Here is a 20912-nt window from a genome sequence, read left to right on the forward strand (position 1 = left end):
CAAAGATTTACCTGAATTTGCATTTTGAGAGATATTTTTCGCTCCGAAATTTCCCGTACGCTAAAGCTAAATTACGGATGTTCATCACATAAATTATTTTTTCACTATCTAAAATAATTCCCGGAAGTCTTAGTTTTTTCTTTCTAAGCCCTGTCTGAATCGATTCGGGCTGTCAGAGAGATTCAGAACGCATCAGTTAATGATGTGTTAACGACAAAAACGAAGGAGGTAGCAAGTGACCATTGCTATTGTGATAGGCACACATGGTTGGGCTGCGGAACAGTTACTCAAAACCGCCGAAATGCTATTGGGCGAGCAAGAGAACGTCGGTTGGATCGATTTCGTTCCCGGTGAAAACGCCGAGACGTTAATCGAGAAATACAACGCGCAGTTGGAAAAGCTCGATACACATCAGGGCGTGCTATTTCTCGTTGATACATGGGGTGGTAGCCCGTTCAATGCTGCCAGCCGCATTGTCGTCGATAAAGAGCATTATGAAGTGGTGGCTGGCGTCAATATTCCTATGCTCGTGGAAACACTGATGGCGCGAGACGACAACCCAACCTTTGATGAACTGGTGGCTGTCGCGGTGGAAACAGGACGCGAAGGCGTGAAAGCGCTGAAAGCCAAACCTGTGGAAAAACCGACGCCCGTTGCGCCCCCTAAACCTGCGGCTCCAGTAAAACCGATGGGACCGAATGACTATATGGTCATTGGTCTTGCCCGTATTGATGACCGCTTGATCCATGGTCAGGTCGCAACACGCTGGACCAAAGAAACAAACGTGACGCGCATTATCGTCGTCAGTGATGAAGTTGCAGCCGATAACGTACGTAAGACGCTGCTCACACAGGTTGCGCCTCCCGGGGTGACGGCGCACGTGGTGGACGTTGCCAAGATGATCCGTGTTTACAACAACCCGAAATACGCGGGTGAGCGGGTGATGCTGTTGTTTACCAACCCAACTGACGTACTGCGCATTGTTGAAGAGGGTGTGAAAATCACCACCGTCAATATCGGCGGTATGGCCTATCGGCAGGGGAAAACTCAGGTGAACAACGCGGTTTCGGTGGATGAAAAAGACATTGCGGCCTTCAAAAAGCTCAACGAACGCAATATCGAGCTGGAAGTTCGCAAAGTTTCTAACGACCCGAAACTGAAAATGATGGATTTGATCAATAAGGTCGCGAAGTAACCGCGCCGGGTTGGTTGACTCAGTTTCACACTTACGTTTGTTTAGCATAGGAGAAGTACAATGGAGATTACCACTCTTCAGATTGTGCTGGTGTTCGTCGTCGCGTGTATTGCCGGTATGGAATCGGTACTCGATGAATTTCAGTTTCACCGTCCGTTAGTGGCCTGTACGCTGGTGGGTATCGTCCTGGGGGATATGAAAACCGGTATTATCATCGGCGGTACCCTGGAGATGATTGCGCTGGGCTGGATGAACATCGGTGCGGCGGTCGCGCCCGATGCCGCGCTCGCCTCTATTATCTCAACCGTCCTGGTTATCGCGGGTCATCAAAGTATCGGCGCTGGTATCGCGCTGGCTATCCCACTGGCAGCAGCAGGCCAGGTACTGACCATTATTGTGCGTACCATCACCGTGGCCTTCCAGCACGCGGCGGATAAGGCGGCAAACAACGGCAACCTCACGGCGTTGTCCTGGATCCATGTCTCGTCCCTGTTCCTTCAGGCCATGCGTATCGCTATCCCGGCCGTTATTGTTGCTATCTCCGTCGGGACCAGTGAAGTTCAGGGTATGCTGAACGCCATTCCGGAAGTCGTAACCAGCGGTCTGAACATCGCTGGCGGCATGATCGTGGTGGTTGGTTATGCGATGGTTATCAATATGATGCGCGCAGGCTACCTGATGCCGTTCTTCTACCTTGGTTTCGTGACGGCGGCGTTTACTAACTTCAACCTCGTTGCGCTGGGTGTGATTGGTGCCGTGATGGCCATCCTTTATATCCAACTGAGCCCGAAATATAACCGCTCTGCTGGCGGGCCTGCACAGGCTGCTGGTAATAACGATCTCGATAACGAACTGGACTAACAGGTGAGCGAAATGGTTGATATGACGACTAAAACTACCACTGAGAAAAAACTCACTCCGGGTGATATTCGTGGCGTGTTCATCCGTTCTAACCTGTTTCAGGGTTCATGGAACTTCGAACGTATGCAGGCGCTGGGTTTCTGCTTCTCGATGGTACCGGCTATCAGACGCCTGTATCCGGAGAACAACGACGCGCGTAAACAAGCTATTAAGCGTCACCTGGAATTCTTTAACACCCATCCTTATGTTGCAGCGCCGGTGCTGGGTGTAACGCTGGCGATGGAAGAACAGCGTGCGAACGGGGCAGAGATTGACGATGGTGCCATCAACGGTATCAAAGTGGGTCTGATGGGGCCGCTGGCGGGCGTGGGTGATCCCATTTTCTGGGGTACCGTACGTCCGGTATTCGCAGCGCTTGGTGCGGGTATTGCCATGAGCGGCAGCCTACTTGGGCCACTGTTGTTCTTCTTCCTGTTTAACCTGGTGCGCCTGGCAACCCGCTATTACGGTGTAGCCTATGGTTATCGTAAGGGTATTGATATCGTTCAGGATATGGGCGGCGGCTTCCTGCAGAAACTGACAGAAGGGGCATCCATTCTCGGCCTCTTTGTTATGGGGGCGCTGGTTAATAAGTGGACACACGTTAACATTCCGCTGGTGGTCTCGCGTATTACCGACCAGACAGGTAAACAAAACGTCACGACAGTGCAAACCATCCTCGATCAGTTGATGCCAGGTCTGGTTCCGCTACTGCTGACTTTCGCCTGTATGTGGCTGTTACGTAAGAAAGTGAACCCGCTGTGGATCATCGTTGGCTTCTTCGTCATCGGGATCGTTGGGTATGCGGTTGGCCTGTTAGGTCTGTAATCCGTTGTGTTATAACCGGGGCCTTGCCCCGGTTTTTTATTATCAGGAGGAACCATGACGCTCACGGACAGCATACTGATGTTGTTTATCGCCGCCCTGCTGGCATTTGCCATTTACGATGAACTTATCCTGCCCCGCCGTCACGGCGATACCCTGCTTGCCCTCCCCTTGCTGCGTCGCAGCCGTGTTGATGCGGCTATTTTTGTTGGCCTGTTGGTTATCCTTATTTACAACAATGTCACAAATAACGGTACGCCATTAACCACATGGTTATTATCCGCGCTGGCATTATTAGCCATTTACCTTTTTTGGATTCGCACACCGAAGATCATCTTCAAATCGCGGGGGTTTTTCTTTTCCAGCGTATGGATAGAATATAACCGAATTAAGGAGATGAACTTATCCGAGGATGGCGTGCTGGTGATGCAATTAGAACAAAGGCGCTTGCTTATTCGGGTAAAAAATATTGATGACCTGGAAAGTATATATAAATTAATGATTAAAATTCAATAAGTTAAATGTAGTCACCTACATCCACAATGTATATTAAATAAGCACACTTATAGCCTTTGCTATATTTCCCACGGGAAAGTGCTTAATCTTTTTAACGTTATATTCACCTATAAATCTAAATGTTAATCGTTATCAATTGGTAAATGGATTAATAATTCTCTGTTGTTGTTTTATATTCTCAAAATATGTTAATGTTGCGCCCGTCGTTGGGGAGTAGCCGATTTCCATTTGCTGGAAATGTACGTGTCAACATACTCGTTGCAAAACGTGGCACGTACGGACTGAGAGTTATCCAGTCAGGCGAGACCATTGACACATCAACTGCTGTTTACTGGGGGCAGTGGTGTGTTATATGGAACTCCCGGTCAGGACGCTCGCATGAATTTATCCGCCACAATTCTTCTCGCCTTTGGCATGTCGATGGATGCCTTCGCTGCATCAATCGGTAAAGGGGCGACCCTGCATAAACCCAAATTCTCCGAAGCCCTCCGCACTGGCCTGATTTTTGGCGTTATTGAAACGCTGACGCCGCTTATTGGCTGGGGTCTGGGGATGCTTGCCAGCCAGTTTGTGCTGGAGTGGAATCACTGGATTGCCTTCATCTTACTGATGTTCCTTGGCGGCAGAATGGTGCTGGAAGGTTTTCGCGCAGAGACGGATGACGCAGGGGAAGCGCCGCATCGCCACGGTTTCTGGTTGTTGGTCACTACCGCGATTGCGACAAGTCTTGATGCGATGGCCGTAGGGGTGGGTCTGGCATTCTTGCAGGTGAATATTCTGACGACCGCGCTGGCGATTGGTTGCGCCACACTGGTGATGTCCACACTCGGCATGATGATTGGTCGGTTTATTGGCCCGCTGCTGGGCAAACGGGCAGAAATTCTTGGCGGTATCGTTCTTATCGGGATCGGTATTGAGATCCTCTGGTCACACTTCGCGCCTTAATCAACGCGCTGCAGACAATGCAGGGTAAAATCGGTCTGACAGTTAAAGCGCGCTTTCGCTGCCAGTGTCTCCCGGACATCCGGTTTTGCCCGCCACGCAAAGGGCGTCATTTGCAGTAACGCGACGGCCTCGGCACCGGTTAATTCCATCTGATAGCTCAGTGATTGCTGCTCTACGACGCGAAACCCTTCTATCTCGCCATTATCAGGCGCATGTAACTGTACTTCGCGGTAAATTAACTCTTTCAGCTCCATCAAGTGGCGTGGCCCAGGCGCTGCGGTAATGACCCATCCCCCCGGTTTTACCACACGTACCAGTTCTTCTGCTTTGCAGGGTGCGTAAATGCGTACGACAGCGTCAATGCTGTCATTCTGGAAAGGCAGGCGATGGCTGGAGGCAACGCAAAACATCACCTCAGGGTAACGTTTCGCGGCTGCCCGAATGGCGGCTTTTGAAACATCGAGGCCAAACGTCCGGGCCTCTTTACGCTGCGCGACCTCAGCAAAGGACTGAGTGTAGTACCCTTCCCCACAGCCAATATCCAGTATCGCCTCTGCCTGCGCAGGGAGGCGCGTCTGTAACTGTAAAGCGATCGCATCGCGCAGCGGCTGGTAGTGTCCGGCATCAAGAAACGCACGGCGCGCCTGCATCATTTCCGCACTGTCACCCGGATCCCGCGAACGCTTATGCTGCACGGGCAGTAAGTTGACGTACCCTTCTTTCGCGATGTCGAACTGATGACGTTGTGGACAGGAAAAGCTATGTTCGGAACGCGTCAAGGGGGCGTGACAAAGTGGGCAACTGAAGGGCATAGCAACTCCGGGACTCTTTAAAGGACGCAAGTTTACCGCCATTCGGCGCATCGGGGAATGCGAAGCCAGAAGTAAAAGACCACCTTCTTAGAAGGTGGCTTTTTAGAATGCCCCCTATAAGGGGGGCTACTGTCTCATTCCTGTTACTACTCTAGCAATTCCATCTGCTGTTCATGCATTTGTTCCTTTTTCTCCTGATGCCTCACATATCTCCTGATAATTTCTTCATTCACTCCCACCGTATCGACAAAGTAGCCACGGGACCAAAAATGGTTACCCCATAGTTTCTTTCTTATATGTGGAAAACGATTGTAGAGCCTGATTGCACTGCGGCCTTTCAGATGCCCCATCAGGGTTGATATCGAGATTTTCGGCGGGACTATTACAACCAGATGTACATGATCTGGCTGAACATTTAACTCCAGAACCTCACAATCTTTTATTCCGCATAGGATGTAGATTGTCCTGTAAAGTTCCTTGCCCAGATTATCTTTCAGGATCCTGAAACGGTACTTTGGCGTCCATACTATGTGGTATTTGCAACGCCAATATACATGTGATGAACTCCTGTAAAGCCCCATGTCGGTTTGTCTCCTTTTACTTGTGGTGAGTAAGCAGAGATATTCCGGCATGGGCATTCTTCAGGCTATAGCCTTACAGGATCAATCACCACCTCCCCAGGAGGTGGTTTAGGGGTGACAATTAAAAAGCCCCGCACAATGGCGAGGCTTTTCGCTGACATTGATACGCCAGTGGCGTCTCAAGTACCAGTGGTTTTGAAATTAGATAGCAGTTACGTTAACAGCTGCCGGGCCTTTCTGGCCGTCCTGAATTTCAAACTCAACGTTCTGGCCTTCGGCCAGAGTTTTGAAGCCGTTACCCTGGATTGCAGAGAAGTGTACGAACACATCTTTGCTGCCATCAGCAGGAGTAATGAAACCAAAACCTTTGGACTCGTTGAACCACTTAACTTGACCTTTAATCTTTGCCATTTGCAATATTCCTTAATGTATATACTTCGCCCGTAGGCATTAACTGAGATAAAACTGAGACATTACTGCTTGAGGCACTAATATAAGGTTCGGCAGAGAAGCGGTATTCAACGATAACGTGTTTACTCAGGACTTCTTTACTGAAAATGCCACACATAAACAGAACTGTACCTCGTTTGACCCAAAACGTGTTATCACACACAACGTAAATTATGGCAAGCCATTTTTAAAAAGGCCTGGATCCGTCGCACAAATTCTAAGGTTATCAATACAACCGATGCACATTTATGCATACAAGATAACCTCGTAACGACAGGCAGCCCGCCTTCTGGCTCCGTTTGATAACCCATCTTTTTTACCATAGCTCAATGAGTTCCATTCGTCCACGTGGGGGGATAAAAATATTCCGGCATACCTTATATCAGTAACAGCATTAACGCATACCTATGCCAATTTTCGCTAATCAGGAAGGTCTGAAATGCGCCCCTCTTGTAACTAATCAAATGTGTTGGTTTACCATCGAATATTTGTTGTGCAATTAAGCAGGAGTGTGCACCAAAATAATGAAAGTCTGATGACAGTGCCTCATTAAAAGGCAATAAAAACGTTTCGATAAAAATAAAAAATATTTAACTTCTTCTAAATAATAAATTAGTACCAGTGCTACTCATCCGTATTTTGCAAAGAAAAAGACTGACCAATTTTCAGCGTCATGAAGTTCGTAATGTCATCTGCCGTTTCGCTTAATGCGTTATGCAACTCGCGCAGCGGCTCATCCAGTGATTCATCCGCCAGTTCAAAAACACCCCAGTGAATAGGAAACGTTAGCGGTTTACCCAACTGCTGCCATAACGTTACCGCCTGTTGCGGATCCATATGGTTGTAGGCCATGAACCAACGAGGAGCGTATGCACCAATAGGGAGCGCTGCGAGGCTGAGCGGCCCTAACCGTTGGGGAATAGTCAGTAACGCCTCGCAGTAACCCGTGTCTCCCGGAAACCAGAAACGATGTGCACTATTTTCCACAACCCAACCACACCATAAGGCGTTATTGCGATCCCAGGGGGTGCGCATGCTCCAGTGCTGAGCTGGCACAGCCGTATACACAAGCCCCTGGAATACCACGCTTTGCCACCAGTCCAGTTCCGTCACATTGCTCGCCCCCAAACGACGGCACCAGTTTCCCAGCCCGAGGGGGACAAAAACCGTCACGTGTGGAAAACGTTGGATAAGCGCGCGCATCGTTCTGACATCAAGGTGATCATAGTGATTGTGCGAGATAACGATAGTATCGAGCGAAGGGAGTTCGGAAATGGTCAGTGCAGGCGGTGTTCGTCGCTGCGGTCCTGCAAAACGTAGTGGCGATGCCCGATCTGAGAATACCGGATCGGTCAAAATATACTGTCCCATCAGGCGCAACAGAATTGACGAGTGGCCTAACCACCAGACCCTGTCATCGTCGCCCTGAATTTCTGCATGCTGCCGCCACTGGGCAGTAAAACTGGCATAGCCCTCTGCGGGGGGACGGGGTAATCCTGCGGCTTTGCGCTCTTGCCGCCAACGCTTTACATCGCCAGGCGCATGACCACCTGGCGTGAGATTAGTAAATCCGTCGGGACGATGGTGAGGAAGTGCGGCATTAAACCAGAGATTTTTACGCGCCATACAGCCCCTCACCCTACGAAATTAACGCTCGGCAACCAGGCGAATAAATTCGTCGTCTTTGCCTTCTTCCTCAACAACCGGTGCCGGAGCAGCGATTTCTTTTTCCGGTTCGTTCGATTCGCACAAACGACGCAACAATGCGGTCTGACGCTTTTGCTGATCTAACACTGCTTCGAGCAATTCGATTTGCTCATTCGTCCGCGAGCTTGCACGATTGATAAAGAACCACAGCACCAGCCCGACCAGCAACACCACCACCGAAACGACAAAAGACGCGATATTAAGCGCGCCTGAATTCATTAATTCGTTCATTTTACCACCTCAACCAAAGAGGTACATTTTACCACTGGCAAGACGGAAGGACATCATTAACGACAAAAAAGCCCCTACCAGGGGATATATTTATTGATGACGCAAATGCCGCTGAAAAACTGAACATCCTGGTCGCACATCACATTTAGCATTTGAGTCCAGAGCAACAGGCAGACCACCAGTACGGCGATCAGTATTAGCCATCTAAACTTTTTCACTCCACTCTCCGATACTCCACTCTATGTTACCAGGTTAGCATTAGTTCCTTAAGGAAGGTGCGAACAAGTTCCTGATATGAGATCATCATATTCATCCGGAGCGCATCCCAGAGGGACATCATGAGCCATCAACTCACCTTCGCCGATAGTGAATTCAGCACTAAGCGCCGTCAGACCCGAAAAGAGATTTTCCTCTCCCGCATGGAGCAGATTCTGCCATGGCAGAATATGACCGCTGTCATCGAGCCGTTTTATCCCAAGGCGGGCAATGGCCGACGGCCCTATCCGCTGGAGACCATGCTGCGTATTCACTGCATGCAGCATTGGTACAACCTGAGCGACGGTGCCATGGAAGATGCCCTGTACGAAATCGCCTCCATGCGCCTGTTTGCCCGATTATCCCTGGATAGCGCCCTGCCGGATCGCACCACCATCATGAATTTCCGCCACCTGCTCGAGCAGCATCAACTGGCCCGTCAATTGTTCAAGACCATCAATCGCTGGCTGGCCGAAGCAGGCGTCATGATGACCCAAGGCACTTTGGTGGATGCCACCATCATTGAGGCACCCAGCTCTACCAAGAACAAAGAGCAGCAACGCGATCCGGAGATGCATCAGACCAAGAAAGGCAATCAGTGGCACTTTGGCATGAAGGCCCACATTGGTGTCGATGCCAAGAGTGGCCTGACCCACAGCCTAGTCACCACCGCGGCCAACGAGCATGACCTCAATCAGCTGGGTAATCTGCTTCATGGAGAGGAGCAATTTGTCTCAGCCGATGCCGGCTACCAAGGAGCGCCACAGCGCGAGGAGCTGGCCGAGGTGGATGTGGACTGGCTGATCGCCGAGCGTCCCGGCAAGGTAAAAACCTTGAAGCAGCATCCGCGCAAGAACAAAACGGCCATCAACATCGAATACATGAAAGCCAGCATCCGTGCCAAGGTGGAGCACCCGTTTCGCATCATCAAGCGGCAGTTCGGCTTCGTGAAAGCCAGATACAAGGGGCTGCTGAAAAACGATAACCAACTGGCGATGTTATTCACCCTGGCCAACCTGTTTCGGGTGGACCAAATGATACGTCAGTGGGAGAGATCTCAGTAAAAACCGGAAATAACGCCAGAAATGGTGGAAAAAATAGCCTAAATAGGCTGATTCGATGTGTTTGCGGGAAAAAAATCGGCCCAGATCCGCGAAATTTTAATCAGCGAGTCAGCTTGGGAAGAAATGACCTGCTTATTCGCACCTTCCCTTAAACCGCGACTAACTGTATCTCTAATCGGAGTTTTTAGGAATGCTCGGGTGTGCGGTATACCGCCAAAACGGTAGCCTGAAAACAGTATCCAAACGCAAGGAATGAAAATGCGCACTCTTATTCGGGCAATTATTGTCGTGGCACTGGTCTGGGTTGGTATTTTGCTAAGTGGATATGGCGTGCTGATTGGCAGCCATGAAAATGCCGCAGGTCTGGGATTACAGTGTAAATATCTGACGGCCCGGGGCGTCAGCACAGCACAATATGTTCACTCAAGCAGCGGTATTATCGGACTCACGCAATGTCCGGTACTGCGCAAAAGCGAAACCGTCGTCGATAATGGATAAACAAACGCCGCCATCAAGGCGGCGTTTTCACACTCAGAACGGGTAATCGTTATAACCCATCTGTTCAGAAATCTTACGCGCAGCATGGTGGAGCATACTGACATACTCATGCAGGCGCTCCTCGGAGAAACGCAGCGTCGGGAAGGAGATACTCAGCCCGGCAATGACGACGCCGAAACGGTCAAAGACTGGCACACCAATGCAACGTAACCCTTCTTCCTGCTCTTCATTATCTTCACCATAACCCTGCTGGCGGACGATATCGAGCATCGGTAATAAATCCTCGGTACTGGTAATGGTGCGCTCAGTGCTGCGTTTGTACTCTACGCCTTCAAGGATCTGCACAACCTCTTCCTTGTCACGCCACGCCAGCAATACTTTACCAATCGCGGTGCTATACAGCGGGTTGCGGCGACCAATGCGTGAATACATGCGCAGGTTATACATAGAGTCGATTTTATGGATGTAGACAATGCTGTCTTCATCCAGCGCGCCCAGGTGGATAGTCTCTTTGGTCAGGCGAGAGAGTTCACGCATCTGAATATCAGCACTGCGGATCAGGTCTACGTTTTGCAGCGCCCGTGCACCGAGTTCGAACAGTTTGAGGGTGAGAGAGTATTTCTCTGACTCCCCTTCCTGAGCAACATAGCCCAGTGATTTCATCGTCTGCAAAAAGCGATATACGGTGCTTTTTGACATCATGACGCGCTGCGAAAGTTCGGTGATCCCGATCTCACGTTCTTCGCCAAGCGCCTGCAGAATGCCAAATACCTTCAGTACAGAAGACACAGAGTCTGGCTGTTTATCCAAATCTGCAATAGCCATTAGTCACCTCATCGCCCGTGTTTTATAAAAATCAGAATAGTTTTTTATTATAAATTTCTCGCCTGCCCGTCGCAATCCGAGTTTGGTCACTTCGTTACAAATCTGCGATATAAAACCGAAATGCGGGTGATAGAATCATTATACAAATCATTGAACAAGCAAAACCCAGCTTTTCCCATGAATAAATCCACACCAGACGGCTTACCGGTCCCACAACGCTACGGGGCAATTTTAACGATTGTTATTGGCATTACCATGGCCGTACTCGACGGCGCTATTGCGAATGTTGCACTGCCTACAATTGCGCGGGATCTGCACGCCTCACCAGCCAGCTCAATATGGGTCGTTAACGCCTATCAGATAGCGATTGTCATCTCCCTGCTGACGTTGTCCTTCCTCGGCGACATGTTCGGCTACCGTCGCGTCTACCAGTGCGGGCTGGTGCTTTTTACGCTGACGTCCTTGTTATGCGCGCTGTCAGATTCGTTACTCACGCTGACGCTTGCTCGTGTCGCGCAAGGTTTCGGTGGCGCGGCGCTAATGAGTGTGAATACTGCATTAATTCGCCTGATTTACCCCCAGCGTCAACTGGGACGCGGGATGGGAATCAACTCATTCGTGGTTGCTGTCTCCTCGGCGGCAGGCCCGACGATTGCCGCGGCTATTCTCTCTGTCGCCTCCTGGCAGTGGCTGTTTTTGATTAATGTGCCACTGGGCATACTCTCGCTGGTCCTGGCGCTGCGCTATTTGCCCGCCAATGGTTCACGCAGTGCAATGCCGAAATTCGATCTCCCAAGCGCAGTGATGAACGCGCTAACGTTTGGTTTACTGATAACCGCGATGAGTGGCTTCGCCCAGGGGCAATCCACCACACTGGTGCTCGCTGAAATCGCCGCCATGCTGGTGATCGGCACCTTCTTTGTACGTCGGCAACTGCGTTTGCCGGTGCCTCTGTTACCCGTCGACCTGTTGCGTATCCCGCTGTTCTCATTATCGATTTGTACATCAATCTGCTCTTTTTGCGCACAAATGCTGGCTCTCGTTTCCCTCCCCTTCTTTATGCAATCGGTGCTTGGGCGCAGCGAAGTGGATACCGGTCTGTTGTTAACCCCGTGGCCGTTAGCGACCATGGTGATGGCACCGTTAGCGGGTTATCTGATTGAACGTGTCCATGCCGGATTATTGGGCGCGCTTGGGCTTGCCATGATGGCGTGCGGCTTGTTTGCGCTTGCGATGCTGCCCACAGCCCCTACGGATGTGGATATTATCTGGCGAATGGCCCTTTGTGGGGCGGGATTTGGTCTGTTCCAGTCGCCCAATAACCATACGATTATCAGTTCCGCGCCGCGTCAACGTAGCGGTGGCGCCAGCGGTATGCTCGGTACCGCGCGTCTCTTAGGGCAGAGTTCCGGGGCGGCACTGGTGGCGTTACTCTTCAACGTGTTTGATAAGAGCGGGACGCATACATCACTCCTGCTGGCAGGCATACTGGCGACCGTCGCCGCTATTGTCAGCGGCTTGCGGATCACACAGCCGCGTACGGTATAAAAAAAGCGCGTCATATGACGCGCTTTTTCATTTCAGGCGTACGCCTTATTTGAGATAAGCCCCGCTACGCAGCGCTTCGATACGTTTGTCCAGCGGCGGGTGAGTCATAAACAGCTCGCTTAACGACTTGCCTTTACCGTTGATGCAAAATGCCATCATGCTGCTGGCTTCCTGCGGCTCGTAGCTGGTTTTCAGACGCTGGAGAGCGGCAATCATTTTTTCACGACCAACGAGTTTTGCAGAACCCGCATCGGCATGGAATTCACGGTGACGCGAGAACCACATCGTGATAATGCTGGCCAGAATACCAAAAACCAGCTCCAGCACGGTCGCTACCGCAAAGTAAATCAACGGGTTACCGTTGCTCTCTTCGCCATCATCACGGTTGCCGCTAAGAAAGCCTGATGCAATCTGCGCGAGAATACGCGAGATGAAGATAACGAAGGTGTTCACCACCCCCTGAATCAGGGTCATCGTGACCATGTCGCCGTTTGCAATATGGCTAATTTCGTGGGCAATAACCGCTTCGGCTTCATCACGGCTCATATTCTGCAAAAGCCCGGTACTGACAGCAACCAGCGATGCATCACGGCGGGCACCTGTCGCAAATGCGTTGATATCCGGCGCATGGTAGATAGCCACCTGCGGCATAGCGATACCCGCCTGGCGAGCCTGAGTAGCAACGGTATTCATCAGCCAGCGTTCCATGTCGTTACGCGGCTGTTCAATAACCTCACCGCCTACGGACTTGAGTGCCATCCATTTCGACATCAGCAGTGAAACAAAAGAGCCGCCAAAACCAAACAGCAGCGCCATAATCAATAATCCCTGCACGCTGCTCGACTGAATGCCCGTCAGGCTAAGCACCAGGCCGAAGACAAGCATGACGGCAAGGTTAGTCAACAGGAAGAGCGCGATACGCATCATAATTTTCTTTTAACCTCTAATTAACAAAACGCACTATGCGATTACCCACATCGTATGGTTAATCCGGCTATTTTCAAGCATCAGTGAGCCGTAAGTGACCAGAAAGACACAACTTTACATTTTGTAGCACAATGCTTACGCCATGTGGAGCTTGTTAAAAAAACAGGCACAATTTCTTGTGCCTGCTGGAGGGTTATTTTGCGGGAGCGGGGTCAGCCGCCGGGGAATCTTTTTCAAGATGGGCAAGGTCCAGCGCGATATGGACGGTCTCATCCAGATAGGGATCCGGCTCCTGGTAATCTTTCGGCAGATCTTCCAGTTTCTTCAGCTGCGGTTTGCCTTCACGTTTGAAGCGATCGTTGAGGCGACTGAGACGAATAGCATCGTCTTCGGTGTTCTCTTTTTCACGCTGCGCATAGTTTAGCGACACGATATTCTTTTTATCTTTCAGGGCATTGAAGCGAGCAATGTCCTTCATGATGTACTGGAATTCCGGGTCTTTCGCAATACGCTCATCATGTTCCTGCAGCAGTTGCGGACCAAACGGTTTCATGTCGCCATACTTCGTAAAGTTAGCCGCATTGATGCTATCCCACGGCAGAGCGTTATCTTCAAACTTCTCGCCCGTTTCCGTTACCTGCGTACCCGTCGGCATGATGATGTCGGGTGTAACGCCTTTACGCTGTGTACTGCCGCCATTGACACGGTAGAACTTCTGGATCGTGTACTGCACTGAACCCAGCGCAGGCCATTCCGGACGCAACATCTGGTCGTAAATACGGTTCAGCGAACGATACTGCTGAACGGTACCTTTACCGAAGGTGGGCTCACCCACGATCAACGCACGACCATAATCCTGCATCGCCGCAGCAAATATTTCAGATGCCGAGGCACTGAAGCGGTCAACCAGCACCACCAGCGGGCCTTTATAATAGACTACGCCATCGGTATCGCTGTCTTCACGGACTTTGCCATTATTGTCGCGAACCTGAACCACAGGACCTGACGGAATAAACAGACCGGAAAGGGAAACCGCTTCCGTTAATGCTCCGCCACCGTTGGTGCGCAGATCAATCACGACGCTGCTAACGTTCTGTTTTTCGAGCTTCTGCAACTGAACCTTGACGTCATCCGTCAGACCCACATAGAAACCAGGAATATCCAGTACGCCAACTTTTTCTTTGCCGACCGTTTTCACCGACATTTTCACTGCACGGTCTTCAAGACGAATACGTTCACGCGTCAGCGTTACAATCCGCGTCTTCGTTCCCTTACCCGCAGGCAGAATTTCGAGGCGAACTTTGCTGCCTTTCGGACCTTTGATCAGCGCAACTACGTCATCGAGACGCCAGCCAATGACATCGACCATATTCTGGCCCGTCTGACCGACGCCAACGATACGATCGCCCACGCTGATGGCTTTGCTCTTCGACGCCGGACCGCCCGCTACCATCGAATTGATAACCGTGTAGTCGTCATCCATTTGCAGAACGGCACCGATACCTTCCAGAGAAAGGCTCATCTCAGTGTTGAATTGTTCCGTATTGCGTGGCGACAGATAGTTAGTATGCGGATCAATTTCGCGGGCAAACGAGGTCATCGCCAGCGAGAACACATCTTCACTGTTGGTTTGCACCAGCCGGCGAATGGCAAACTTATAACGACGCGTCAGAGTATCGCGGATCTCTTTATCATCTTTACCAGTGAGTTTGAGACTCAACTCGTCATATTTGACCTTGCCGTCCCACAGAGCATTAAGCTCAGACTCATCCTTCGGCCATGGCGCTTTGCTGCGGTCAAGGTTGAAAGTGTCGTTGCCAGAGAAATCCATCGGGCGCTCCAGCACTTTCAGTGCGTACTGGTAGCGTTCGAAACGGCGTTTTTGCGCGAGATTGTAGAGATCGTAGAAAACATCGAGTTTGCCGGTGCGAAGTTCATCACCTAACTGCGTTTTTTTCTGCGCGAATTGTGCAACATCGCTGGCCAGAAGCACGTTATGGCTGTAGTCCAGCAAATTGAGGTAACGATCGAAGATCTTTGCCGAAAAGGCTTGATCCAAATCGAATTGACGGTAGTGAGAACGGGTAAACCGCGAGGTCACGCGTTCACTCACCGTCGCGTGCTGAGCCTCTTCCTTTAACACCGGAATTTGATCGGCACGGGTAATATCTTCCACTGCGAAAACCTGGCCTGTTACTAATAACAGACCAGCCAACGCTGTGCGCTTAAACAAAGTGTTCATGCCAGGCCAGGCCTCCGTTTCAGAACATCAAATGTTCTGCGCGTACAATCATCGACATACCCGAAGTAAGCTGTACGCGAACGCCATCTTTGGTGATTTCCAGGACGGTGGCGTCCATCGCATTATTACCCGCTTTAACCTTGAGGTTTTGACCTACGGTCAGTGCAGATAAATCTGAAACTGGCGTATGACGTTCTTCTCGTGGCGCACGCTGGGGTTTTGCGGCAGGTTTGTCAGTACGAGGTTTACGCTCGCTATTTTCCTTACGGCGCGGTGCCGGACGAGGTTTACGCTCACGACGCGGAGCCTCTTCCGTCTCACCTGCTGCAATGGCGGCTTCGCGTTTTTTCGCTTGTTGTTCAGCGCGTTGCGCCTGAACGCGAGCTTTGGCTTCTTCAAGCTGTTTACGGGCGTGCTCAACATGTTGCTCATCCAGAACGCCACACGGGTTACCGTCGAGATCGACACGGGTCGCACCAGCTTTAATACCGTACAGGTAACGCCAGCTTGAAGTGTAAAGACGTAAAGCGGAACGAAGCTGAGTTTTGCTGAGATTCATCTCGCCCTCAACTCGTGCTACTAAATCCTGAAAAATACCGATTTTCAGGGGACGCGCTTCGCCTTCTGCACTGAAACAGTGAGGAAAACGTTCGGACAAAAAGGCGATAACTTCTTTACTGCTATTCAACTTAGGTTGATTTTCCATGAAATTTCCTGATTACAACGGACGTTGCCAACAAGCCGCAGGCATGAACAGGCGTCATTATAATGACGCTATCCGTAAATGCTACGTTATCCGTTGATTATCCTGCGACGCTCGCAAAGAATTTTTTATAATCGGTCTGTACAAGCGTGTTTTCCAGGTGCGAAACCAGCTCACGCAACCCTTGTTCATCCTCTGCAGTAAAGCGCGAGAACGCGACGCTATCGATATCAAGTACGCCAATAATCTGATTATTCAGTGTAATGGGCAGTACGATTTCGGCATTACTGGCAGCATCACAGGCAATATGCCCGGAGAACTGATGAACATCTTCCACGCGTTGCACGCTATTTTGTGCCACAGCAGTACCGCAAACGCCGCGTCCAACCGGAATACGCACGCAGGCAATCTTGCCCTGGAACGGCCCCAATACCAGCGTATCCCCTTCAAGGAGATAGAAACCGGCCCAGTTCACGTCGCTCAGTCGCTCAAAAAGCAGCGCGCTGGTGTTAGCGAGTGTCGCTAAGAAACTGGTTTCACCTGCCATTAACGCCTGAAAATCACGGTTTAAATCCGCGTAAAATTCTATTTTGTTCATTATCCAATCACTTTATGTCTTACTTCGGTCATGCAGTTTAGCCTATTAAAATAAGCATTAAATGCATTGATGCTCAAGAAGTTCCCATCATGAGTTAAGATAGATTTATTCCTGATTTATTCATATGCATGCAATGGCCCTGAAAAACCGACAGATAACGCCTGCTAAAAAAATGGCCGTCCACGCCATCGGCGACGCCTTGCCCCGCGCACATTATCAGCGATGTCCGCAATGCGATACGCTTTTCGCCCTTCCGGTCATGAAATCGCACCAAAGTGCATTCTGCCCCTGTTGTGATGCGAAAATTCGCGACGGTCGAGACTGGTCATTAACCCGCCTGGCCGCAATGGCCGTGACGATGATACTGCTCATGCCATTCGCATGGAGCGAGCCGTTGCTGCACTTCTACCTGCTGGGAACACGCATCGACGCTAACCTGCTCCAGGGGATCTGGCAGATGACCGCACAGGGCGATCCGCTCACGGCCGCGATGGTACTGTTTTGTACCGTGGGAGCCCCGCTGGTGCTGGTCGCCGCGATCGCCTACTTATGGTTCGGTAACATACTGGGGATGAATCTCCGCCCGGTTCTGCTGATGCTGGAAAAGCTAAAAGAATGGGTCATGCTGGATATTTATCTGGTGGGCATCGGTGTTGCCTCGATCAAAGTGCAGGACTATGCCTTTCTGCAACCAGGTGTTGGCCTTATCGCTTTTGTTGCTCTGGTGATTTTAAGCATTCTGACGCTGATTCACTTGAACGTGGAGCAGCTCTGGGAGCGTTTCTACCCGCAACGACCGGCAAATCGTCCTGATGAAAAGTTGCGCATCTGCCTGGGATGTCACTTCACCGGCTTCCCGGATCCGCGAGGTCGCTGCCCGCGTTGCCATATCCCTTTGCGCTATCGCCGCCGTCAGAGCGTACAAAAATGCTGGGCTGCGCTTATCGCATCGTTAATTTTTCTGTTTCCGGCTAATCTTCTTCCCATCTCGGTGGTTTACGTCAATGGGGCACGGCAGGAAGACACGATTTTGTCCGGCATTATGTCACTGGCAAACAGTAATGTTGCCGTTGCAGGCGTCGTGTTTATCGCCAGTATTCTGGTGCCGTTTACCAAAGTTATCGTGCTGTTTACACTGCTTCTTAGCATTCACTTCAAATTTGAACAGGGGTTACGTACACGCATCCTGCTTCTGCGCTTTGTGACCTGGATTGGGCGTTGGTCCATGCTCGATCTGTTTGTCATCTCACTGACAATGTCACTGATTAACCGCGACCAGTTACTTGCTTTTACCATGGGACCGGCTGCGTTTTATTTCGGCGCAGCCGTAATATTGACTATTCTTGCTGTGGAATGGCTGGACAGCCGCTTACTTTGGGATGCACATGAGTCAGGAAACCCCCGCTTCGCCGACTGAAGCGCGTATAAAAACAAAACGCCGCATTTCACCTTTCTGGCTGCTGCCGGTCATTGCGCTGCTGATTGCAGGCTGGCTGGTTTGGGGAAGCTATAAAGATCGCGGTAATACCATCACCATCGATTTTATGTCTGCCGACGGTATCGTCGCAGGCAGAACGCCGATTCGTTATCAGGGTGTTGAAGTGGGCACCGTTCAGGATATTCGCCTGAGCGAAGACCTGAAAAAAATCGAAGTGCGCGCCAGCATCAAAGCCAATATGAAAGATGCCTTACGCAGTGAGACGCAATTCTGGCTGGTCACGCCAAAAGCCTCGCTGGCGGGCGTTTCCGGGCTGGATGCATTGGTCGGGGGTAACTATATCGGTATGATGCCCGGTAAAGGGGAGCCGCAAGAGCATTTCACCGCCCTCGACACGCAGCCTAAATATCGCCTGAATAATGGCGAACTGATGATTCATCTTCATGCCCCGGATCTGGGCTCGCTTAACAGCGGGTCGCTAGTCTATTTCCGAAAAATTCCGGTCGGCCGCGTTTACGATTACTCCATCAATAACAACAAACAAGGCGTCACTATTGATGTGCTGATAGAGCGCCGGTTTACCAATCTGGTAAAAAAAGGCAGCCGCTTCTGGAATATTTCAGGTGTCAAAGCGGATGTGAGCCTGAGTGGCGCAAAAGTCGAGCTTGAAAGCCTCGCCGCGCTGGTTAATGGCGCTATTGCATTCGACTCTCCGGACTCATCACAGCCAGCGGCCCAGGATGATGAGTACGGTCTTTACGAAGATCTCGCCCATAGCCAACGCGGCGTGTTGATCAAGCTTGATCTCCCAGGCGGAGATGGGCTGAAAGCGGGCTCGACTGCCCTGATGTATCAGGGGTTGCAGGTGGGGCAGTTAACCAAACTCAATCTCAACCCTGGTGGCGCAGTGACCGGTGAAATGACGGTGGATCCGGGCGTCGTTAATTTACTGCGCGACAATACGCGTATCGAAATGCGCAGCCCCAAAATTTCACTTGATAACCCCAATGTCAGTTCGCTGCTGACAGGCACTACGCTGGAGCTGGTTCCTGGTGAAGGTGAACCTCGCAATCACTTTGTGGTGCTTCCGGCGACAAAAAATCTGTTGCAGCAACCCGGGGTCATCACCCTGACGCTCACCGCACCGGAAAGCTATGGCATTGACGCGGGACAACCGCTGATTTTACATGGCGTACAAGTCGGCCAGGTGCTGGAGCGAAATTTAACCAATAAAGGCGTTTCGTTTGCGCTGGCTATCGATCCGCAGTACCGCGAACTGGTGCACGGTGATAGCAAGTTTGTGGTTAACAGTCGTATTGACGTCAAAATGGGACTGGATGGCGTGGAGTTTCTCGCCGCCAGCGCCAACGAATGGCTCAGCGGCGGTATTCGTATTCTGCCCGGCAGCAAAGGCGAGATGAAGTCCAGCTATCCCTTGTTCGCTAATCTCGATAAAGCCCTGGAAAACAGCCTGAGCGATCTGCCGACAACCACCCTGACGCTCACCGCCGATACCCTGCCGGATGTACAGGCAGGCTCGGTGGTGCTCTACCGTAAATTTGAAGTCGGCGAGATCATTACCGTGCGCCCCCGCGCCGATGCGTTTGATATCGAAGTACATATCAAGCCGGAATATCGTTCGCTGCTGACCAGCAATAGCGTTTTTTGGGCCGAAGGCGGGGCGAAAGTACAGTTGAACGGTAGCGGCCTGACGGTGCAGGCGTCGCCCTTGTCCCGTGCTCTGAAAGGAGCTATCAGTTTCGATAATCTCAGCGGCGCCAGTGCCAGCGCCCGTAAAGGCGACAAACGTATTCTGTACGCCTCAGAGACCGCCGCACGCGCCGTGGGAAGTCAGATAACCCTGCACGCCTATGATGCCGGGAAACTGGCTACGGGTATGCCGATTCGCTATCTGGGCATTGATATCGGACAGATTTCGAATCTCCAGCTCATTGCCGACAGAAGCGAAGTCCAGGCAACCGGGGTGCTTTATCCTGAATATGTGCAGACTTTTGCCCGTGGCGGCACCCGTTTTTCTGTTGTCACACCGCAAATCTCTGCGGCGGGTGTTGAGCATCTTGATACGATCCTGCAGCCCTATATCAATGTTGAACCTGGTCACGGCGAGGCGCGTCGCGATTTTGAAATCCAGGAAACTACAATCACCGACTCCCGTTATCTGGACGGTTTGAACGTGGTGGTTGAAGCACCGGAGGCCGGTTCGCTGAATATTGGCACGCCTGTGCTGTTCCGTGGGATCGAAGTGGGTACTGTCACAGGCCTGATGCTCGGTTCCCTGTCAGATCGAGTAATGGTTGGCTTGCGGATCAGTAAACGTTATCAGCACCTGGTGCGAAATAATTCCGTCTTCTGGCTGGCTTCCGGCTATTCGCTGGACTTTGGCCTGACCGGCGGCGTGGTGAAAACCGGTACCTTTAACCAGTTTATTCGCGGTGGGGTAGCCTTTGCCACGCCGCCGGGGATCCCGCTGGCACCACAAGCGCAACCAGGCAAACATTTCCTGTTGCAGGAAAGCGAGCCTAAAGAGTGGCGTCAATGGGGTACCGCCCTGCCACGTTAATGCCTTACCGCTCCGGCGTGCCCGCGCCGGAGCGAGTATGTTACACTGCGCCCCTCTCTGCTTTCCTTGGT

The 20912-nt window shown here is 51.2% G+C and carries 21 protein-coding genes, 1 pseudogene and 1 riboswitch; of the genes and pseudogenes, 10 read left to right on the top strand and 12 right to left on the bottom strand.

Annotated features, from left to right (window positions below):
- The first annotated feature begins 235 nt into the window (after positions 1 to 235).
- The 5 genes from manX to mntP all read left to right on the top strand — a co-directional run bounded on the left by manX (position 236) and on the right by mntP (position 4381).
- The gene (gene manX, locus MRY16398_RS17630) at positions 236 to 1195 is read left to right on the top strand and encodes a PTS mannose transporter subunit IIAB (protein ID WP_039079530.1); all 960 of its coding nucleotides are present in this window, start codon (positions 236 to 238) and stop codon (positions 1193 to 1195) included.
- Positions 1196 to 1255: 60 nt separating this feature from the next.
- The gene (gene manY, locus MRY16398_RS17635; protein ID WP_039079531.1) at positions 1256 to 2056 is read left to right on the top strand and encodes a PTS mannose transporter subunit IIC; all 801 of its coding nucleotides are present in this window, start codon (positions 1256 to 1258) and stop codon (positions 2054 to 2056) included.
- Positions 2057 to 2068: 12 nt separating this feature from the next.
- Positions 2069 to 2923, top strand: a complete 855-nt coding sequence (locus MRY16398_RS17640) for a PTS mannose transporter subunit IID (protein ID WP_039079532.1) — start codon at positions 2069 to 2071, stop codon at positions 2921 to 2923.
- Positions 2924 to 2977: 54 nt separating this feature from the next.
- Complete coding sequence (locus MRY16398_RS17645; protein WP_125124916.1) at positions 2978 to 3436, top strand: DUF986 family protein; 459 nt, start codon at positions 2978 to 2980, stop codon at positions 3434 to 3436.
- Positions 3437 to 3632: 196 nt separating this feature from the next.
- Positions 3633 to 3808, top strand: a riboswitch (yybP-ykoY riboswitch).
- A 6-nt stretch (positions 3809 to 3814) separates the two neighbouring features.
- Entirely contained in the window at positions 3815 to 4381 is a 567-nt protein-coding gene (gene mntP / locus MRY16398_RS17650) for a manganese efflux pump MntP (RefSeq protein ID WP_079496713.1), read from the top strand.
- Here the strand turns inward: mntP and rlmA are convergent.
- From rlmA to mgrB, 7 genes and pseudogenes are all read right to left on the bottom strand, one after another.
- The gene (gene rlmA, locus MRY16398_RS17655) at positions 4378 to 5193 is read right to left on the bottom strand and encodes a 23S rRNA (guanine(745)-N(1))-methyltransferase (RefSeq protein ID WP_039079535.1); all 816 of its coding nucleotides are present in this window, start codon (positions 5191 to 5193) and stop codon (positions 4378 to 4380) included. The genes mntP and rlmA overlap by 4 nt on opposite strands.
- A 146-nt stretch (positions 5194 to 5339) precedes the next feature.
- Positions 5340 to 5774: an IS200/IS605 family transposase gene (gene tnpA / locus MRY16398_RS17660; protein ID WP_107224832.1), complete on the bottom strand. Its 435-nt coding sequence runs from the start codon at positions 5772 to 5774 to the stop codon at positions 5340 to 5342.
- 201 nt (positions 5775 to 5975) lie between these two features.
- Positions 5976 to 6185, bottom strand: a complete 210-nt coding sequence (gene cspE, locus MRY16398_RS17665; protein WP_001062678.1) for a transcription antiterminator/RNA stability regulator CspE — start codon at positions 6183 to 6185, stop codon at positions 5976 to 5978.
- 12 nt (positions 6186 to 6197) lie between these two features.
- Positions 6198 to 6342: pseudogene (locus tag MRY16398_RS17670) on the bottom strand (DUF2627 domain-containing protein).
- A 506-nt stretch (positions 6343 to 6848) separates the two neighbouring features.
- The gene (locus MRY16398_RS17675) at positions 6849 to 7850 is read right to left on the bottom strand and encodes an MBL fold metallo-hydrolase (protein WP_125124917.1); all 1002 of its coding nucleotides are present in this window, start codon (positions 7848 to 7850) and stop codon (positions 6849 to 6851) included.
- Between the two features lie 21 nt (positions 7851 to 7871).
- Positions 7872 to 8162 (bottom strand): YebO family protein, encoded by a 291-nt coding sequence (locus tag MRY16398_RS17680; protein WP_079496716.1) that lies wholly within the window; start codon positions 8160 to 8162, stop codon positions 7872 to 7874.
- Positions 8163 to 8236: 74 nt separating this feature from the next.
- Positions 8237 to 8380 carry a PhoP/PhoQ regulator MgrB gene (gene mgrB, locus MRY16398_RS17685; RefSeq protein WP_072039749.1) on the bottom strand — a complete coding sequence of 48 codons (144 nt, stop codon included), beginning with the start codon at positions 8378 to 8380 and terminating at the stop codon, positions 8237 to 8239.
- A 120-nt stretch (positions 8381 to 8500) separates the two neighbouring features.
- Between mgrB and MRY16398_RS17690 the strand changes: the two genes are divergently transcribed.
- A complete protein-coding gene (locus MRY16398_RS17690; protein WP_000019441.1) occupies positions 8501 to 9481 on the top strand; it encodes an IS5-like element ISKpn26 family transposase in 981 nt (326 codons plus the stop codon).
- A 258-nt stretch (positions 9482 to 9739) separates the two neighbouring features.
- On the top strand, positions 9740 to 9979 hold the full coding sequence (locus MRY16398_RS17695; protein ID WP_039079538.1) for a YobH family protein: 240 nt from the start codon (positions 9740 to 9742) through the stop codon (positions 9977 to 9979).
- A gap of 33 nt (positions 9980 to 10012) precedes the next feature.
- On the opposite strand, the gene kdgR is transcribed toward MRY16398_RS17695, so the two are convergent.
- Positions 10013 to 10804 carry a DNA-binding transcriptional regulator KdgR gene (gene kdgR, locus MRY16398_RS17700; protein ID WP_039079539.1) on the bottom strand — a complete coding sequence of 264 codons (792 nt, stop codon included), beginning with the start codon at positions 10802 to 10804 and terminating at the stop codon, positions 10013 to 10015.
- Positions 10805 to 10981: 177 nt separating this feature from the next.
- Between kdgR and MRY16398_RS17705 the strand changes: the two genes are divergently transcribed.
- On the top strand, positions 10982 to 12352 hold the full coding sequence (locus MRY16398_RS17705; RefSeq protein WP_125125699.1) for an MFS transporter: 1371 nt from the start codon (positions 10982 to 10984) through the stop codon (positions 12350 to 12352).
- 45 nt (positions 12353 to 12397) lie between these two features.
- Here MRY16398_RS17705 and htpX read toward each other — a convergent pair whose 3' ends face one another.
- The 4 genes from htpX to MRY16398_RS17725 form a co-directional block, all read right to left on the bottom strand.
- A complete protein-coding gene (gene htpX / locus MRY16398_RS17710; protein ID WP_039079541.1) occupies positions 12398 to 13279 on the bottom strand; it encodes a protease HtpX in 882 nt (293 codons plus the stop codon).
- Between the two features lie 193 nt (positions 13280 to 13472).
- Positions 13473 to 15521 (bottom strand): carboxy terminal-processing peptidase, encoded by a 2049-nt coding sequence (gene prc, locus MRY16398_RS17715; protein ID WP_039078755.1) that lies wholly within the window; start codon positions 15519 to 15521, stop codon positions 13473 to 13475.
- Between the two features lie 19 nt (positions 15522 to 15540).
- On the bottom strand, positions 15541 to 16227 hold the full coding sequence (gene proQ, locus MRY16398_RS17720) for an RNA chaperone ProQ (protein ID WP_039078754.1): 687 nt from the start codon (positions 16225 to 16227) through the stop codon (positions 15541 to 15543).
- Between the two features lie 97 nt (positions 16228 to 16324).
- Complete coding sequence (locus MRY16398_RS17725; RefSeq protein WP_039078753.1) at positions 16325 to 16822, bottom strand: GAF domain-containing protein; 498 nt, start codon at positions 16820 to 16822, stop codon at positions 16325 to 16327.
- A 133-nt stretch (positions 16823 to 16955) separates the two neighbouring features.
- On the opposite strand from MRY16398_RS17725, the gene yebS reads away from it, so the two are divergent.
- Both yebS and MRY16398_RS17735 read left to right on the top strand, forming a co-directional pair.
- Positions 16956 to 18239: a membrane integrity lipid transport subunit YebS gene (gene yebS, locus MRY16398_RS17730; protein ID WP_039078784.1), complete on the top strand. Its 1284-nt coding sequence runs from the start codon at positions 16956 to 16958 to the stop codon at positions 18237 to 18239.
- A complete protein-coding gene (locus MRY16398_RS17735; RefSeq protein WP_172600672.1) occupies positions 18208 to 20841 on the top strand; it encodes a PqiB family protein in 2634 nt (877 codons plus the stop codon). The genes yebS and MRY16398_RS17735 overlap by 32 nt, the downstream gene beginning before the upstream one ends.
- Positions 20842 to 20912 lie beyond the last annotated feature (71 nt).

It is taken from the genome of Phytobacter sp. MRY16-398, from assembly GCF_003925915.1.
Lineage (GTDB): Bacteria > Pseudomonadota > Gammaproteobacteria > Enterobacterales > Enterobacteriaceae > Phytobacter > Phytobacter diazotrophicus.